The following is a 16,925-nucleotide window of genomic DNA, read 5'->3' on the forward strand; positions in this document are numbered from 1 at the left end:
CTCCTTCATCCTACCCGGGCCGGGTGCGTCGGTACCGGCGCGCCCAGCTGGTGGCGCAGCGATGCTGGCTGGCGACCCTCGCTATCGATAATCCCGTAGCGCAGCGCCTGCTCGGCACTGATCAGGGTCTGGCCACTGAGTTGTTCCAGTTCGGGATCATTCAGCAAGGCGTGGATGACCCGCCCATTGAATTCAGGGGTTTCAGCCTGAGCCAGGAAGGCCGAGTAATCCACGCCACTGGCGGCGCCGACCAGGGCGCTGCGCTCGGTGTGCTGCAAACCCAGCCACAGGGACAGGGCCGCAACACCGGTGCCCTCCAGGTCCACCGCCATGTCGGCAGCGAGCTTGTCGCAACCGGCCTTCTGCGCACCATAGGCGGGGCCGTGCATATAGCAGTTGGCGCCGTAGGACGAAATAAAGACAATCAGCCCGCGGGATGCCGCAAGTAGCAGCGGGACGGCGTGGTAACTGGCCACATAGGCCGAGCGCAGCCCCACATTGAGCATCTCCACCATGTCCAGCGGCTTGGTCCAGAAGGGTCCAGGCGCGACCAGTTGGGAATGCAGGAAGGTGGCATTGTTGACCAGCAGATCGAGCCGCCCCTGCTCCCGCTGTACCCGCCCGAACAGGCTGGCGACCTGGGCGTCGTCCGCATGGTCGCAGGCCACCGCGATGCCGCGGCCTCCGGCGCGATTGATCAACTGCACGGTCTCTTCCAGGCTACCACCCAGCAGTTGGCCGTTGACCTCTTCCTGCCCCTGGCCACTGAGGGTACGGCCGGTCACATACACGGTCATGCCGGCAAAGCCCAATGCCACGGCGATTCCTCGCCCCACGCCGCGACTGGCTCCGGTTACCACCGCAATTGCAGGTTGTTCAGACATGACTCCGCTCCAGGAAAATTTATCCAGTTTCCTTTTTAAGACCTGGGGGCGCCGGCCACATCGTCTGCTCGGACGACAGCCTGCAAGCTCGTGGTCGCAATGGAGCACCCCAGCGGCTGTTCGCACTATTTATCAGGTATAAAAAAACCGGTGGATCACCACCGGTTCTATCACGGCCTTGACCAGCTCAACGCGAACGCGGCATGCCCAACCCGAACTGGGCAATAAGCTCGCGCTGGATCTCGTTGGTACCACCGCCGAAGGTCAGGGTCACGCAGGCGCGTACGTCGTACTCCAGCTCACCGAGCAGGAAGGCCGCAGCACTGCCCTCGCGCACGAGACCATTGGCACCGACCACTTCACTGAGCTTGCGCAGGATATCCACCACCGTCTCTGACCCATACACCTTGGTGGTCGAGGCCAGTGCCACGTCCATGCGCCCCTGATCCAGATCCGCGGCGATGCGGAAGTTGATCAGACGCATGGCGTCGATCCGCGCATAGCACTCGGCCAGCAGGCTGCGTACCCAGGGCTGATCGGTCGCACGGCGGCCCTGCTCATCCTCCGCTCTGGCCCACAGATAGACCTTGCGGAAGATACCCACTACCCGATCCGACCAGGAACCCAGGCCCAGACGCTCATGGTTGAGCTGGGCGGTAACCAGCTGCCAGCCCTTGTTCAACTCACCGACCAGACGATTGCTCGGCACGAACACATTGTCGTAGTAGGTGGCTGCGGTCGGGTTGCTACAGGTCGGGATCAAGGTATTGGAGAAACCCTCGGCCTTGGTATCGACAATCAGGATGGAGATGCCCTTGTGCCGGGCCTCCTCCGGATTGGTACGTGCCGCCAGCCAGATGTAGTCGGCGGAATGGGCGCCGGAGGTCCACAGCTTGTTGCCGTTGACCACGAAGCCATTTTCCTCGACCCGCGCCGTGGTTTTCAGCGTGGCCAGGTCGGAACCGGCCCCCGGCTCGGAGTAGCCGATGGCGAAGTTGATTTCCCCAGCGGCAATCCCCGGCAGGAAGGTCTCCTTCTGTTCCGCCGAGCCATGCTGCATCAATGCCGGACCAACGGTGCTGATGGTCACGAACGGCAACGGCGCGCCGGCGATGTTGGCTTCCTCGAAGAAGATCAACTGCTCGGTCGGGCCGTAGCCCTGGCCGCCGTATTCCTTCGGCCAGCCGACCGCCAGCCAGCCGTCCCTGCCCATCTGCCGCACCAGTTGGTTGGCCGAGTCGGAGCCCTCCGAACCGCGCAGTTCACAGCGCAGCTCATCGCTCATCAGGTTGTTGAAATAGTCCCGCACCTCCAGGCGCAGCTTCTTCTGTTCCGCAGTCAGATCGACATACATAAGCTGCTCCTCAGGCCACGCCCAGAATCAGGCCACTGGTCGGTACGCCGGTGCCAGCGGTAACCAGTACGTTTTCCACATTGTCTACCTGGTTCACCGAACTACCGCGCACCTGCCGCACGCCTTCGGCGATACCGTTCATGCCGTGGATATAGGCCTCGCCCAGCTGCCCGCCGTGGGTGTTGATCGGCAGGCGCCCGCCCCGTGCATGGTGCCCGGCACGAATGAATTCCTTGGCCTCGCCGCGGTCGCAAAAGCCGAACTCCTCCAACTGCGGCAGTACGAAGGGAGTGAAGTGGTCATAGATCACCGCAGTCTGGATCGCATCCGGACCCAGGCCCGACTGACGATAGATCTCCCTGGCCACCACACCCATCTCCGGCAGGCCGGTGATGTCGTCACGGTAGAAGGACGTCATGCTCTGCTGGCCGTCGGCGATACCCTGGGAGGCGCCCTTGATGATCACCGGCTTCTGCTTGAGATCACGCGCCCGTTCGACCGAGGTGATGACCATGGCCACCGCGCCGTCGGACTCCTGGCAGCAATCCAGCAGGCGCAGCGGGTCACAGATCCAACGCGAATTCTGGTGGTCTTCCAGGGTGATCGGCTTGCCGTAGAAGAACGCCGCCGGGTTGGTCGCGGCAAAGTCGCGCACGGCCACGGCGATACGGCCGAAGTCCTCGGTGGTGGCGCCGTAGGTGTGCATATAGCGGCGGGCGAACATGCCGACCCAGGAGGCCGGGGTATGGAAGCCGTGGGGCATGTACCAACCGTAGTTGACGTTGTCGAACAAAGGCGTATCGCCGAAGCCATAGCTACCGGTACCGAAGCGATACCAGGAGCGCTCGTTCATCGCCCGGTACACCACCACGGTTTTCGCCACCCCAGTGGCCACCGCCATCGCCGCGTGCATCACCGGGCCGCAGGCGGCGCCACCGCCATGCGGTACCTGAGAGAAGAACTTGACCTGCTCGCAGCCGAGCAATCGGGCGATCTCGTACTCCGGCACCTTGTCCACGGAATAGGAGCTGAAACCGTCTACATCCTTGGGATCGATACCGGCATCGGCCAGCGCCGCCAGGGTCGCTTCCATCGCCAGACGCAACTCGGTACGACCGGAATTCTTGGAAAACTCGGTGGCACCCAGGCCGGCAATCGCTGCCTTGCCGGAAAGCAATGCATCATTCATCTGTGCGTCTCCGTTATGCGGGCAGAACCAGGCTGACCGTACCGGCCGCGTGGTTGCCCATGGAATTCTTGCCCTTGAGGCTGATTACGACCGACCGCGTGGCCTCGTCCCGCTCAGTCACCTCGCCGCTGAAGGTCATGGTGTCGCCGGGATAGTTGGGCACACCCAGCTTGATGCGGATATCGCCGAAGCTGGCCAGTGGTCCGGCCCAGCCCTCGATGAACCGCTGCACCAGCGCGGTGGTGGTGAGGATATTCATGAAGATGTGCGGCGAGCCCAGCTCCCGGGCCGCTTCGACGTCATGGTGACCGGGGAAGTAGTCGCGGGTGGCGATGGCGCCGCCGTTGATCAGGGTCACGGTGACCGGAATCGACAGCTCGGGCAGTTGCTCGCCGAGGCTGGTTTCAGCAAAGGTTCTTGTTTTCATCGAGGTCATATTTCCATCCAAGCTTGTCATTGTTGGCCAACCAGTCACCGAGACGCTCGAGAGTGGCAGCGGAACCGCCCAGCACCAGGCTCAGGTAGCGGCTCCAATAGAGAAAACGGTGAATCGGATAGGTCAGGTCAACGCCGATACCACCATGCACATGCTGGGTCTTGTGACCGATCAGGTGTGCCGCCTCGGTACCCAGGTAGCGGGTGGCGAAGGCTTCGGAATCGCTGGGCAGACCAGCGTCCAACCGGTAGCACAACTGATACAGGGAGGTCCGCAGGCCCTCGATGGCGATATGGCAGTCAGCCATGCTCATCTGCACCGCCTGGAAGGTACCGATAGCCCGGCCGAACTGCTCGCGCTGGTTGACGTACTCGACGGTCCGTCGCAGCTGTTCCTCACTGACGCCCAGTTGCACCGCCGCCACCGCGGCAATGGCTCGCTGCTCCAGCCAGCGCACTGCCGCCGCAGGCAATACCTGGGCCGCATCGAGCAGCACATTGGCACAACGCACATCCGCCACGGCCAGACCGTGATTGGCGATGCCCGGCAACAGCTCGACACCTTCGCTGCGCGGGTCGAGCAGCACCAGGCACGGGCCATCGGCGCTGTCGGCGACCAACAGCAGTCGATCGGCCTGGGCGGCGATATCCACCGCACTGGCCTGACCCTGCAACAACAGGCCACCACCCTGTTGCACCACTTGCAGCTTCACTCCCCGACTGGCCGCCAGGCCCTGCAACGACAGGCTCAACAGCGCCTCGCCGGCGGCAGCCTGTTCGATCAACTCACGCTGGCTGTCCGCGGCATATTCGATCAGGCAGGTAGCAGCCAACTGGTGCTGCCACAGCGGCACCTGGCCAAGACCGACACCCTGGGCCCTGAGCACGCAATACAGGTCGGTAATACCCATGCCGCTACCACCGAAGGCCTCCGGAATCGCCAGCGCATGCAGACCCGTATCGATACAGGTCTGCCACAAGGGCAGCATGAACGGCTGCTCATCCAGGTCGAATTCGCGCATGCGCTCATCGGTGCAGTAGTCGCGGAACACGCTGTCGGCCATCTCGGCGATGGCGCGCTGGTCGTCGCTCAATGAAAAGTCCATGGCACGCCTCCTGTCAGCCCACCGGGCGGAATTGCGGCAGGGTCTGCCGGTCGTCGAAACGCTGGAACTCCACCTGCAGGCGCTGGCCAATCTGCAACTGATCCGGCTCCACGCCCACCAAACCGGCGATCAGGCGCACGCCCTCATCCAGTTCGATCAGGCCGATCGGGTTGGGGTAGTCGAATGGCGGGACTTCCGGGTAATGCATGACCACAAAGGAATACAGGCTGGCCTTACCGCTGGCCTCCAGCGTGTCCCACTCGAAGCTGTGGCATTTGATGCATACCGGCGCCGGTGGATGGCGCAGGGTCTGGCAGTCGGTGCAGCGCTGGATCAGCAGCTTGCCGGACTCGCAACCTTCCCAGAAGAAACGGGTATCGTCGCTCTTGCCCGGCAGGGGGCGCTTGGCCTTGGGCGCTTCCGCTTTCTTGTCCGCAGGTTTGGCGGCCTCGGGGCGCTGGGCCGGCCTGAACTTGAAAACGCGGAACAGCTGGCGACCCACCTCTTCATCGGCAGCGCCGTTCTCGCCCTGGGAGAAATAGGTCATCAGCACAGTGACGAAGAAGCCGGTACCCAGCGGGGTAGTCTTCTCCTCGCTGATGCTGTCCAGCTTGCTGGAGAAGTACAGGCGCTCCCCGGCAATCACCGGGCGGTCGAAGTGCAGGTCGGAGTTGACCGCCACCACCGCCGGATAACCGTAGGGCTCAATGACCTTGAGCACCTCGAAGTTGTTCTCCTTGCTGGAGCCCTCCGGGAAGTTCTCCTGATCCAGCCCCCCCATGCCCCACACCTGCAGCATGCCGGGCGGCGCAACCACATCCGCATGGCCCTGGGCGCGGGCGAATGCCGGGTCGGTATACAGCGGATTCTGGATACCCATGATCTCGCACCACTGCCGGATCATGGGCGCGTTCACCCGATCCCAGGCGTAGACGCGGCCGTACTCGCGTCCGACCATGGCCTGTATCTTGTCTACCAATTCTTGTTCAGCCAAGTTCGTCTCCTGATCGTTCTATTGGACGCCGCCGCCACCGGCTGCGTCGGGTTGGGTCACGCCTTGCCGGCAGTAGAGGCAGCCAGGAATGCTGGCCGTTCACCGCCACCGTGCAATAGCAGGTTGGTACCGCTGAAATAGGCCGCCATTGGCGAGGCGGCATACAGACAGGCATTGGCGATATCCTCCGGCTCTCCCATGCGGCCAGCGGGAATACCCGCGCCGACCGCGGCAATGCCGGCCTCGTCGCCATAATGCAGATGGGATTGCTCTGTGCGGATCAGCCCCGGGCTGACAGTCAGCACTCTGACCTTCGGTCCCCATTCCACCGCCAGTGAGCTGGCCAGCGCGACGATGCCAGCCTTGGCCGCACCATAGGCGGCGGTCCCGGGCGACGGACGCGAGGCGCTGACCGAACCAATGAAGATGATCACGCCACCCCCGGCCTGTTGCTGCATCAACTGGTTGGCCTGCTGGGCAATGTTCAGCGGTGCCAGCAGATTCAGGCGGATAATGCTTTCACTGAAACGCGGCGAGGCGGTGGCAGCGTCGGCATGGGGACTGCCACCGGCATTGTTGACCAATACATCGAGCCGGCCGCTCAGCTCACGGATACGCTCGAATACCGCTGCGGTGGCTTCCACATCGCGGACGTCGGCGGCCAGGAACTGCGCCTGGCGACCATCGGCCTCGGGCAACTGCTCGGGCTGCTGGCGACCACAGACGAACACCTCGGCCCCGGCCGCCAGATAGGCACTGGCGATACCGGCACCGATACCCTTGGTGCCGCCAGTGACAAGCACTACCTTTCCACGGTAATCCAGTTGGCTGGGAAACTGCATACACCACCCCTCATTTGATGTCATGGCATCACTCTATTGCGCAGCCATCCATGCCACTTCGTCTGAACGGACGATGAAGCACAGCAGCGCCAACCCAACAATCGAAGCCAACTCCCATTCCTCTGCATTCAAAGGCCCAGCATGTCTTCATCGGATTCCCCCTGCGTCCTGCTTGATCTACCCGCTCCGGGCGTCGCCAGGCTTACCCTGAACCGGCCTACAGTGACCAACGCCCTCAGCCTCGAATTGCAGGCCCTGCTGGCCGACCATTTCAGCCAACTGGCCGCCGACCCGCAGATCCGCTGCATCATCCTCACCGGTGGCGACAAGGTGTTCGCCGCTGGCGGCGACATTTCCAGCATGGCCGGGGTTGGCGCCATCGATATCTACCAGCGGCATACCGAGCGCACCTGGGCACCGATCCAACACTGCCCCAAGCCGGTGATCGCTGCGGTGTGCGGTTATGCCTACGGCGGCGGCTGCGAGCTGGCGATGCATGCCGACATCATCATTGCCGGGCGCAGTGCGCGTTTTTCCCAACCGGAAATCCGCATCGGCATCATGCCCGGCATCGGCGGCACCCAGCGTCTGGTTCGTGCCGTCGGCAAGGCCAAGGCCATGCAGATGGCATTGACCGGCAAGCCGATCAGCGCCGAGCAGGCATATATCGCCGGGCTGGTCAGCGAGTTGGTGGATGACGACCAGGTGCAGGACGTCGCGCTGGAACAGGCCCGCTTGATCGCCGAGATGCCGCCACTGGCGGCCGAGCAGATCAAGGAAGTGATCCTCGCCGGTATGGACGCCTCACTGGAGGCCGCCCTGGCGTTGGAACGCAAGGCCAACGCCCTGCTCTTCGCCTCCCGCGACCAGAAGGAAGGCATGCAGGCCTTTATCGAAAAACGCCGCCCGCAGTTCAACGGCAATTGACAACAGGAAGAGGCACAAATGAGCGAACTGTTTTCCCTTGAAGGACAAGTAGCCCTGGTGACCGGTGCTGGCCGCGGTATGGGCCTGGGCATCGCCGAGACCCTGGCACGGCTGGGCACTACCGTGGCGATCAACGACTTCTACCCCGAACGGGCCGAAGCCGCGGTACGGCAATTGACCGAGCAGGGTCTCAAGGCCGTCGCCGCACCCGCCGACGTGACCAATTACGAAGCGGTGCAGGAAATGGTCAGGAACATCGAAGCCCAGCTTGGCCGCCTGGACATCTTCGTCTCCAATGCCGGCGTACCCGTAGATGGCATGGGCTACTGCAAATTCATCGAGTCATCCCGCGAGGACTGGGAGCGCTTCGTCAATCTGAACATGTTCGGCCTGATGAACGCCTGCCATTGCATAGTGCCGGGCATGATCGAACGCGGTTACGGGCGCATCATCGCCATCACCTCGGAATCCTGGCGCGCCGGCCTGCCGATGGGCATCGCCGCCTATGCAGCCTCCAAGGCCGGTGCGGTTGGTTTTATCCGCCACCTGGCGGCAGAAACCGGACGCAAGGGCATCACCGTCAACGCCCTGTCGCTGGGCACCATGAACAACTGGGACTCCGAGGAACTGGCGAAGAAGACCTGCTTCGTGCCGCGTGCCGGCTCACCGCAGGATGTCGGTGCCGGCGTGGCCTACTTCGCTTCCCGCGAGGCGAGCTGGGTTACCGGCCAGGTGCTGCCGCTCAATGGTGGCAGCCTGACTGCTTAAGACGAATGTCCGCATGGAAAAATCCCGCCTCAAGCAATTGAAGCGGGATTTTTTTGTGGGCTTCATGGTGCCGACGCTGGCCAGCCTTGCTCAGCGGCCGGCTCGGCGTGCTGCCTCCGGACCGAAGTCACGGGGCGACAGGCCGCCCTGGTTGAGGGTATAGCCCTTGGGCTGCTCGTTGACCAGGTTGAACGCCAGGTAGCTGCGCGCCTGCAGGTCATGGTACAGGCCTACGCCGGCCTGCCAGGTCTGCGCTTCCGGCGCATAGTAGTAGTTGACCATCGAGGTGCGCCACAGGCCGCCACGGGCATCGTAGTTGTCACCCATGATCATCAGCCAGCTGTCCTCATCCACGTACATGTGCCGCTTGGTGTACAGGTGACGATAGTTGTCCTTGATGTTGGCCTCCAGCACCCACACCCGCCTCAACTCATAGCGCATATGCTCGGGGTTGACGTGGCCCGGCGGCAGCAGTTCGCTGTAGGTGAGGTCCGGTGAATGGATCGTGTAGGCATTGGAGGGAATGTACATCTCCTGCTTGCCGACGATGCTCCAGTTGTAGCGCTGGCCGGAGCCGTTGAAGATACGCACCTCGTCCACCGTGATCGAACCACCGGAACCGGGGAACTGCATGTCGTAGCCGTATTCCGGCGACTGGCGAACCCGGCGCGTGCCCGGATCGTAGCGCCAGCTCTGGCGCGGCTCCTTGGCATGGTCGAAGAACTCCATACCGGTATTGACCTCGCCACGATCACGCTGCGGCAGCAGGGTCTCGTTCAGGTAGAACGAGGATTGCCCCGTGGTGGTACCTATCTTGCCGGGTTGCAGCGGCGGTGCCAGGTTGCGCGAATGCACGCGGCCCCAGTTGATGCGGCCATTGTTCAGCACGTAGGCGTTATCCGAGATATATTCTTCGGTCCAGGGCCGGAAGGTGAAGAACGACGAGGTCCACATCAGCTCCAGGCCGGTTTTCGGGAACGGGAACAGGATGCCGCCGGTAGTGCCTTCCACCCCTTCGCCGTCACTGACGATGCGAGCGGACTTGGCGTTTTCCAGCGTGGCCTGGCAGACGGTGTCGGCGAAGCGGAAGTCGCGCCGGGTTTCATACACCGGGATACGGAAGGTATCGGGGTAGGTTTCGAACAACGCCTTCTGCCCCGCCGACAGGCGATCGGCATGCTCGGCCATGTTGGCGGCGGTGATGACGAACAGCGGTTTGTCATCGGCATAGGGATTCTGCGGGTGCGCACCCGTGGTGTTGAGTTCCATGCCATCCGGCGCGCCCAGCCACTTGCCGGTCCAGGCGGTGATGCTGCCATCGGCGTTGCCGGCTTTCTCGGCACCGACGCAGGTCAGGTCGTTGCCCAGCCGGGCGATTTCCTCGGGCGTGGCGGCAGCCTGGGCCAGACCGGCCAGCAACAGCCCCTGAGCGATGATAAAGGCACCCGTGACAGGTTTGATCTTGTGCATTGCGGCATGCTCCTCAGAAAGTGTATTTGACGTTGAACGACAGATAGTCGCGGTCGGCCATGACTCGCCCCTTGTCAATATCGGGGGATGACAGGTAGTTGACCCAGGTGGCGCCCACCTCGAAGTTGCCCAGGTAGGCAAAGTCCGCCCCCAGGGTCAGAGTCTTCTCGCCCCGGCCCAGGCCCTGATAGGCACTGCCGTCGAGATTCTGCTGCCAGGTGCCGGACAGGCTCAGGTCCCAACCGGTAAAGATGCTCGGGTAATCCAGAATGACACCCAGACCCAGCAGGGTACTGGAGCGGGTCTGGCCGTCGAAGACGTAGTCGTCGTCGGTCGTGGTGATGCCGCCAGCGGTCACCGACAGGGTGTCCGCATCGAGAATATGTTGATTGACCAGCTCACCCATCAACGTGGTCTGGCTGGCAAGGCTGTTCGGCCCCAGCATGTACATGAAGTTGGCGCTGGCCATCAGCAGCTCACCCGTGGTGGGCGCCCCACTGGCCACCATGACCGGAGCGTCCTGACGCAGGCTGATGTCCGAACCCAGCTGCACGTCACCGACCTTGGAGCTCAGGCTCAGACCGGTCAGCTTGATATCCTCGAAGTAACCGAATTTGATTACCGGCCCCGCGGCGTCCAGCTTGTCGATGCTGCCCAGCGAGGAATAGCGACTGTTACCGGTCATATCCAGGAACATGGAAGCAACGCGGTCGTGGTAACGATAGTGGTAGAGTCCGACCTCAGTATTGAAGTCGATATTCCAGCGCACTCCCAGACCCCATTGACCCGAATCACGAGGATCTCGGTCGCCTGCGCTGGCGACTACGGCACCATCGGGCAGATTGCTGATCACTCCAGGCGCAAAGCGCATGAACTGTGCACCAGGGCCAAAGAAATCAGTGGTACTGAAGAAATCACCCACCGGGTTGAGTCGGGTCTTTTCCCACTCCAGCTGGTAGAAGCCGGTGAAGGCCAGACGGTCGTTCAATGCCCAACTAAAGGACAGCTGGTTGACCGGCAGATAGGCATCCTTGGCCTCGGTACCCGGCACGTTGAACTTGGTCGCGTCTACCGGCGCCTGGCCCTGGCTGATGTTCGGCCAGAACAGGCTCTCGCCCCAGGCCACCAGATGCCGACCGGCATTCAGCGACAGGTACTGGTCATCGCCGATCGGCCAGTTGCCGTAGACATAGGCATCCAGCAACTGGAAGCGGCTGCCGCTGTCGTTGCGGGTCTTGCTGACGAAGCGCTGATGATCGCCGGGCTGTGCGACCACACGGTTGACCATGTCGGCCGCATCGTTGTCATTGTCGCTCTTGTACACATCGTCGTAGAAATGGCTGCCACGCACTACCGCACCATAGTTATCCTTGGTGACAATGATCTCACCGAATACGCTGACCCGGTTGTTGATCGGCGCGTAGCGGTCGAAGTTGCGAGTGCCATCGTCGTTGTTCAGGCTCTGCAGGTACTCACTGTCGGCACTGCGGGTACGCAGCGAATAGGTGTAGTTGGCGGTGATCTGGGAGTCGATGACCAGTCCGTTATCGAACTCGATCGAAGGTAAGGCGAAGGCCGCCGGGCTACCCAGCACGGCCAGCATGGCTGCTGCCAGAGGCGTATGCCGCAGCATCAGCCCCGCAGTTTTTTTGCTTTTGTTGTTCACTGTCTGCTCCTGATGTTGTCATTCACACACCCTCGGTGGGTGAATGGCCAGTATCAGAAATGCCGACAGTTGCCCGCATACCTCATACAGAGTATGCAGGCACCTTTGTCAGCCAGCCAGTTCGCGGGCCAGCACCAGCTTGTCGACCTTGTTCGAGGCATTGGTCGGCAGTTGCTCGAAAAACTCCACCCGACGCGGCACCTTGTAGTTGGCCATGCGCTCCCTGCTCCAGGCAATCACCTGCGCCTGATCCAGCATCTCGCCCTGGCGCAGCACCACGCAGGCACAGCCCACCTCGCCCATGCGCTCGTCGGGCACGCCCAGCACCGCCACCTGGGCGATGGCCGGATGCTCACTGAGCGCAGCCTCTATTTCCGCCGGATAGCAATTGAAGCCGCCAACGATGAACATGTCCTTCAGCCGTCCGGTAATGCGCAGGTTGCCCTGTTCGTCCAGGCTGCCGATATCACCGGTATGCAGCCAACCCTTCTCGTCGATGGCAGCGGCAGTGCCCTCTGGGTCACCGAAGTAGCCCTGCATGATATGGAAGCCGCGCAGGCAAATTTCCCCATTGGCACCCTGCGCCACAGGCTGGCCCTGGGCATCAAGTATCGCCATCTCGGTCCCGGGGATCGGCCGGCCGCTGGTGGCGGCGATCACCTCCGCCGAGTCCTGCGGGTCGCAGATGGTCGCCAGGCCACCACACTCGGTCAGACCGTAGGCGGTGGTCACCACACTGCAACCCAGCTCGTCACGGATGCGTTGGATCAGCACCGGCGGGATGGTCGAGGCACCGGTCACCGCCACCCGCAGGCTGGACAGATCAGTGCTGCTAAGGCGGGGGTGATCGAGCATCGACAGGTACAGGGTCGGCGGCCCCGGCAGGATGGTGACGCGCTCCTCGGCGACCCGGCGAAACACCTCATCGGCGTCGAATACCGGCTGCGGCAGGATGGTCGCACCGCCCAACAGACAGGTCAGCCAGCCGGCCTTGTAGCCGAAGGAGTGAAAGAACGGATTGACGATCAGGTAGCGGTCACCGGGCACCAGCCCGATGACCCGCACATACTCGTTGAACGCACGCAGGGACTGCCCATGGGCACACATCACGCCCTTGGACTTGCCGGTGGTGCCGGAGGTGAATAGCAGATCGGACAGGTCGTTCGGCTGGATCGCCAACGCACGGCTGCGCGCCTGCTCCAGGGGAACCGCTGCACCCGCGGCGATAAACTCCTCCAGCCGCTGATCTCCGCTGCGCTGTGGTTCGCCATCGATGACCACCATCCGTTCCAGGGTGGCGGGACGATGGGCATCCAGCAGCGCCGGGTAATCGGTACCGAGGAAGCTGCCCTGCACCAAGGCCAGTCGAGCGCCGCTGCGCTCCACCACATCGGCGGCCTCGGCCCCCTTCATGCGGGTATTGAGCGGCACCAGCACCGCACCAGCGGCCTGCAGCCCCAGCGCCAGCAGCACCCATTCGATACTGTTGGGCGCCCACAACACCACACGGTCGCCCTTGACGATGCCGGCGGCGGTCATTGCCCGGGACACCTGTAGCATATGCTGTGGCAGATCGGCATAACTGATGCGTCGCCGACCATCCTCCAGCGCCACAGCCGTCCCATGCAACTCGGCGGCCCGCAGCACCAGCGCCGGGATCGACGCGGGCAGATCTTCAAAGCTCGGGAAAACACTGGCCATCAGTTCAATCTCACTTGTTCATTCAGGGAAACGCAGGTGCACACTGGCGCTGGTCGCTACCGCCTGACAGGCCAGGGTCCAGCCCTCGTTCAGCTCCTGCTGGTCCAGCGCCTCGTTGTGCAGCAGATCCACCGAACCCTCGACCAGGGTGCACATGCACGTGGCGCATGAGCCGACCAGACAGGAATGCGGAGCCGGCAGGCCCTCACGGCGCATGGCCGCCAGCAGCACTTCACCCTGCTGACAGTCGATTTCATGTGTGTTGCCATCCAGCTCCACGGTCAGCCGGGTCGCCGCCGCGCCGGCATGCTCGACCACCGACAGTACCGGCTGCTCGCTTTCGCTGGGCAGTGAGACGAAGCGCTCGACATGGATGGCCTGGCTGGGCAAGCCAGCGCGCTTGAGCGCCTCGACACCGGCATCCATGAACGGCGCCGGGCCGCAGATGAACGCCTGGGCGTGCTCGAAGCCGGCCGCCAGATGCGCCAGCTGCGGCACGCTCGGATTGCCCTGTACGCTGCCCAGCCAGTGCACCACCTGCAACCGTTCGGGGTGCTCGCGCACCAGGCCGAGCAGCAACTCCTGGAAGATCACCGATTTTTCATCACGGTTGGCATACACCAGTCGCACCCGGCCCTGGGCCTGGCTGAGGACCGAACGCAGGATAGACAGCACCGGCGTGATACCGCTGCCGCCGGCCAACAGCAGGAAGTCGCCGTCCAGGCTCCTGGGTACGAATACCCCGGCCGGCACCAGCACCTGCAGTCGATCGCCGGGCTTGACCTGGTCGCACAACCAGTTGGAGCCACGCCCGTCTTCCACCCGCTTGACCGTGACCCGCAGATTCTCCCTGGCATAGGGTGAGCTGGACAGGGAGTAGCAGCGCGGCAACCAGTCGTCTCCGCTGGGAATACGCAGGGTCAGGAACTGCCCGGGCCGGTACTGGAAGCGCTCGGCCAGTTCCGGTGGCACTGCGAACTCGAAGGAGCAGCTGTCATGGGTCTCGGCGATGACCGCAGCCACCGTCAGGGAGATATAGTCGGGCGTTGTCATATCAGATACTCATCACGAATTGTCCACTGTCGACCCGCAGCTCAATACCGTTGACCGCGCGCGATTCATCCGTTGCCAGATACAGCACCGCGTCGGCCACATCCTCCGGCAGACAGGCACGGTTCATCGGATCGTGATCAATGGTCAGGCGGGCCGGGTCCAGACCCTGGGGATAGCTGGCGCGGGTCATCGCCGTAAGCACCCCATCCGGGTGCACCGAGTTGCAGCGAATGCGGTATTTGCGCTTCCGGCAATGTACCGCCACGCTGCGCGTCAGGGCCGCCACGGCGCCCTTGCTGGCCCCGTAGGCCAGGTAATCATCGCGGGCCGCCAGCGCGGCAATCGAGGAAATGTTGATGATTGACCCACCGCCGCCGCTCTCCTTCATCAGCGCCACGGCAGTCTGGCAGCCGAGAAACACACTGTCGGCATTGACCCGCATGAGCTTGTGCCATTGCTCCAGGGTCGCGTCCTCGATACTGCCGGGGATCAGGATACCGGCGTTGTTGACCAGGATGTCGAGCCGCTGGAAGCGTCCGCGCACCAGCTCGGCCAGCGCCTGCCAGTCAGCCGGGGCGCTGACATCCTGGCGCATGAACAGCACCTGCTCGCCCAGCTCGGCGGCGATGCGCTCACCGTCCGCCACATTCAAGTCGGTCATGATCACCCGTGCACCCTGGGCGACGAAGCGACGCACGCTGGCCTCGCCGATACCGCTGGCGGCACCGGTCACCACCGCCACCTTGTTGATCAGTCGATTGCTCATGGTCGTCTCCTTCTACTGTTGCGCAATATGCAGGGCGGCAACATACCCGAAGGTCATCGCTGGTCCCAGGGTGCCGCCGGCGCCCGGATAGGTGGTGCCCATCACCGAGGACGACGTGTTGCCTATGGCGTACAGCCCGGCAATGGGCTCACCCGATTCGCGTAGCACCTGGGCCTGCTCGTTGGTCAACAGGCCGCCCTTGGTGCCGATATCCCCGGCGTACATCGGCATGGCATAGAACGGTCCCTTCTCCAGCGGTGCCAGGCAAGGGTTGGGGGTAATATTGCTGTCGCCGTAGTAGCGGTCGAAGACATTGCCGCCGCGGTCGAAATCCTCATCCTTGCCGCTGCGGGCAAAACCGTTGATCCGTTCGACCGTCGCCTTGAGTCCGGCCGCGTCCACACCGGTCTGTCCAGCCAGCGCATCCAGCGAGTCAGCCTTGTAGTAGACCTTGTTCAGCCACTCCTTGCGCAGGCGGCTGTCGGGCATGATCTGCGCCGGCATCAACGGGCCCATGGCATAGTTGAAGCGGAACTTGCTGTCGAAGATGACCCAGCTGGGGATGCTCTTTCCACCCGTCGCGGCATGGTCGCGGTACATGGCGTCGACAAATTCCAGGTAGGCGATCGCCTCGTTGACGAAGCGCTTGCCCTGACTGTTGACCACAATGGCACCAGGGAAGGCCCGCTCGGCGAATACGCCACGCGCCCGGTCTTCACCTGGCACCAGCAGACTGGGAGCCCACCAGCCCCAATCCATCAGATCGGTCGCCGCACCCACGGCCTGCCCTGCTTCCAGTGCTGCGCCGGTGTTGGCTCCCGCCGGCGTGGCACTCCAGGCCACCTGCGTCGGCTGCGGCAGGTACTTGTCGCGCAGCATCTGATTCTGCTCGAAGCCGCCCGCGCCGAGGATCACGCCCTTGTTCGCCTGAATCCGTTGCAGCTGGCCATTGCGCTCGACCACCACGCCGCTGATGCGGCCGTCCTGTTCGATCAACTCACGGAAATCCGTGTTCAGCCACAGGGCTATATTGCGATCCATCATCGACGCACGCAGGCTGGCCACCAGTGAATTACCCAGAGCGGTGCGCCGGTCACGCTTGCTGTTGGTCTTCTTGCGCCAGCTGAAATCCAGTTTGTAGCGCAGCATCAGCCACAGAATCATCAGCCGCCAGCCGCGGGATTTGGACATCGCCTTGTGCGCATGCCGCGCGGTCCAGGCGATACGCCCCATCAGCAGGTTGCCGGGCGCCGCTTCGCGCAGCGCCGGCAGTTCATCGCCGAGCTGGGCGAGATCGAACAACTCCGGATCCAGGCTGCGTCCGCCCGGCAGCGCACCCGGCAGATGCTGGTAGTAATCCGGATACTTGTCGGCCACCGCATAACGCACGCGGGTGTTCTGCTCCAGCCAGACGATCATTTCCGGTGATTTTTCCAGATAGGTCCGCAGACGCTTCTCGTCCACGCGGTCACCGACGGCGGCCTTGAGATAGGTCCAGGACAGCTCTGCACTGTCATTGCCGCCAATGGCCTTGAAATAATGGTTGTTGGGAATCCAGATCCCGCCTCCGGACAGAGCCGAGGTGCCACCGTACTGAGCAGCCTTTTCCACCATCAGCACCGACAATCCCTGGTCGGCGGCAGTCACGGCGGCGGTCATCGCCCCGGCTCCCGAACCCACCACTACCAGATCGTATACTGCGCTGAAATCGTTATTGTTCTGCATGTCGACACTCAATTGTTGTGATCAGTGGAAACACCGCCGGCCGGC

At 63.0% G+C, this 16,925-nt stretch carries 15 protein-coding genes; 2 read left to right on the forward strand and 13 right to left on the reverse strand.

Translation table 11 applies throughout. From position 1 onward, the window contains the following. Window positions 1-5: 5 nt before the first annotated feature. From QAO71_RS12330 to QAO71_RS12360, 7 genes are all read right to left on the reverse strand, one after another. Window positions 6-884: an SDR family NAD(P)-dependent oxidoreductase gene (locus tag QAO71_RS12330; protein ID WP_280164549.1), complete on the reverse strand. Its 879-nt coding sequence runs from the start codon at window positions 882-884 to the stop codon at window positions 6-8. A gap of 187 nt (window positions 885-1,071) precedes the next feature. Next, on the reverse strand, window positions 1,072-2,238 hold the full coding sequence (locus QAO71_RS12335; protein ID WP_280164550.1) for an acyl-CoA dehydrogenase family protein: 1,167 nt from the start codon (window positions 2,236-2,238) through the stop codon (window positions 1,072-1,074). Between the two features lie 10 nt (window positions 2,239-2,248). Next, window positions 2,249-3,427, reverse strand: a complete 1,179-nt coding sequence (locus QAO71_RS12340; RefSeq protein ID WP_280164551.1) for a lipid-transfer protein — start codon at window positions 3,425-3,427, stop codon at window positions 2,249-2,251. 13 nt (window positions 3,428-3,440) lie between these two features. Next, a complete protein-coding gene (locus QAO71_RS12345; protein WP_280164552.1) occupies window positions 3,441-3,863 on the reverse strand; it encodes a MaoC family dehydratase in 423 nt (140 codons plus the stop codon). Next, window positions 3,832-4,968, reverse strand: coding sequence for an acyl-CoA dehydrogenase family protein (locus QAO71_RS12350; protein ID WP_280164553.1), 1,137 nt, complete (start codon window positions 4,966-4,968; stop codon window positions 3,832-3,834). The genes QAO71_RS12345 and QAO71_RS12350 overlap by 32 nt, the downstream gene beginning before the upstream one ends. Window positions 4,969-4,981: 13 nt before the next feature. Further along, entirely contained in the window at window positions 4,982-5,962 is a 981-nt protein-coding gene (locus QAO71_RS12355; protein ID WP_280164554.1) for an OB-fold domain-containing protein, read from the reverse strand. A 56-nt stretch (window positions 5,963-6,018) separates the two neighbouring features. After that, window positions 6,019-6,804 (reverse strand): SDR family oxidoreductase, encoded by a 786-nt coding sequence (locus QAO71_RS12360; RefSeq protein WP_280164555.1) that lies wholly within the window; start codon window positions 6,802-6,804, stop codon window positions 6,019-6,021. Window positions 6,805-6,945: 141 nt separating this feature from the next. Here QAO71_RS12360 and QAO71_RS12365 point away from each other — a divergent pair, with 141 nt between their 5' ends. Together QAO71_RS12365 and QAO71_RS12370 are read left to right on the forward strand one after the other, a co-directional pair. Further along, on the forward strand, window positions 6,946-7,731 hold the full coding sequence (locus QAO71_RS12365; RefSeq protein WP_280164556.1) for an enoyl-CoA hydratase: 786 nt from the start codon (window positions 6,946-6,948) through the stop codon (window positions 7,729-7,731). An 18-nt stretch (window positions 7,732-7,749) separates the two neighbouring features. After that, the gene (locus tag QAO71_RS12370; RefSeq protein WP_280164557.1) at window positions 7,750-8,499 is read left to right on the forward strand and encodes an SDR family NAD(P)-dependent oxidoreductase; all 750 of its coding nucleotides are present in this window, start codon (window positions 7,750-7,752) and stop codon (window positions 8,497-8,499) included. A 90-nt stretch (window positions 8,500-8,589) separates the two neighbouring features. Here the strand turns inward: QAO71_RS12370 and QAO71_RS12375 are convergent, their stop codons facing one another. The 6 genes from QAO71_RS12375 to QAO71_RS12400 form a co-directional block, all read right to left on the reverse strand. Further along, complete coding sequence (locus tag QAO71_RS12375) at window positions 8,590-9,969, reverse strand: DUF1329 domain-containing protein (protein ID WP_280164558.1); 1,380 nt, start codon at window positions 9,967-9,969, stop codon at window positions 8,590-8,592. A 13-nt stretch (window positions 9,970-9,982) separates the two neighbouring features. Next, window positions 9,983-11,635, reverse strand: coding sequence for a DUF1302 family protein (locus tag QAO71_RS12380; protein ID WP_280164559.1), 1,653 nt, complete (start codon window positions 11,633-11,635; stop codon window positions 9,983-9,985). Between the two features lie 108 nt (window positions 11,636-11,743). Continuing rightward, window positions 11,744-13,336: a FadD3 family acyl-CoA ligase gene (locus QAO71_RS12385; protein WP_280164560.1), complete on the reverse strand. Its 1,593-nt coding sequence runs from the start codon at window positions 13,334-13,336 to the stop codon at window positions 11,744-11,746. A gap of 18 nt (window positions 13,337-13,354) precedes the next feature. Further along, window positions 13,355-14,389, reverse strand: coding sequence for a ferredoxin--NADP reductase (locus QAO71_RS12390; RefSeq protein WP_280164561.1), 1,035 nt, complete (start codon window positions 14,387-14,389; stop codon window positions 13,355-13,357). 1 nt (window position 14,390) lies between these two features. Next, window positions 14,391-15,155 (reverse strand): glucose 1-dehydrogenase, encoded by a 765-nt coding sequence (locus tag QAO71_RS12395; RefSeq protein ID WP_280164562.1) that lies wholly within the window; start codon window positions 15,153-15,155, stop codon window positions 14,391-14,393. 12 nt (window positions 15,156-15,167) lie between these two features. Beyond that, complete coding sequence (locus QAO71_RS12400; protein ID WP_280164563.1) at window positions 15,168-16,880, reverse strand: FAD-binding protein; 1,713 nt, start codon at window positions 16,878-16,880, stop codon at window positions 15,168-15,170. Window positions 16,881-16,925: the final 45 nt, after the last annotated feature.

The sequence above is a fragment of the Halopseudomonas sp. SMJS2 genome (genome assembly GCF_029866945.1).
GTDB classification, from domain to species: Bacteria; Pseudomonadota; Gammaproteobacteria; order Pseudomonadales; family Pseudomonadaceae; genus Halopseudomonas; species Halopseudomonas bauzanensis.

Bases quoted from the DNA above. Each gene is read 5' to 3' on its own strand.
- QAO71_RS12330 (WP_280164549.1), bottom strand. From the start codon at position 884: ATGTCTGAACAACCTGCAATTGCGGTGGTAACCGGAGCCAGTCGCGGC.
- QAO71_RS12335 (WP_280164550.1), bottom strand. From the start codon at position 2,238: ATGTATGTCGATCTGACTGCGGAACAGAAGAAGCTGCGCCTGGAGGTG.
- QAO71_RS12340 (WP_280164551.1), bottom strand. From the start codon at position 3,427: ATGAATGATGCATTGCTTTCCGGCAAGGCAGCGATTGCCGGCCTGGGT.
- QAO71_RS12345 (WP_280164552.1), bottom strand. From the start codon at position 3,863: ATGACCTCGATGAAAACAAGAACCTTTGCTGAAACCAGCCTCGGCGAG.
- QAO71_RS12350 (WP_280164553.1), bottom strand. From the start codon at position 4,968: ATGGACTTTTCATTGAGCGACGACCAGCGCGCCATCGCCGAGATGGCC.
- QAO71_RS12360 (WP_280164555.1), bottom strand. From the start codon at position 6,804: ATGCAGTTTCCCAGCCAACTGGATTACCGTGGAAAGGTAGTGCTTGTC.
- QAO71_RS12365 (WP_280164556.1), top strand. From the start codon at position 6,946: ATGTCTTCATCGGATTCCCCCTGCGTCCTGCTTGATCTACCCGCTCCG.
- QAO71_RS12370 (WP_280164557.1), top strand. From the start codon at position 7,750: ATGAGCGAACTGTTTTCCCTTGAAGGACAAGTAGCCCTGGTGACCGGT.
- QAO71_RS12375 (WP_280164558.1), bottom strand. From the start codon at position 9,969: ATGCACAAGATCAAACCTGTCACGGGTGCCTTTATCATCGCTCAGGGG.
- QAO71_RS12385 (WP_280164560.1), bottom strand. From the start codon at position 13,336: ATGGCCAGTGTTTTCCCGAGCTTTGAAGATCTGCCCGCGTCGATCCCG.
- QAO71_RS12390 (WP_280164561.1), bottom strand. From the start codon at position 14,389: ATGACAACGCCCGACTATATCTCCCTGACGGTGGCTGCGGTCATCGCC.
- QAO71_RS12395 (WP_280164562.1), bottom strand. From the start codon at position 15,155: ATGAGCAATCGACTGATCAACAAGGTGGCGGTGGTGACCGGTGCCGCC.
- QAO71_RS12400 (WP_280164563.1), bottom strand. From the start codon at position 16,880: ATGCAGAACAATAACGATTTCAGCGCAGTATACGATCTGGTAGTGGTG.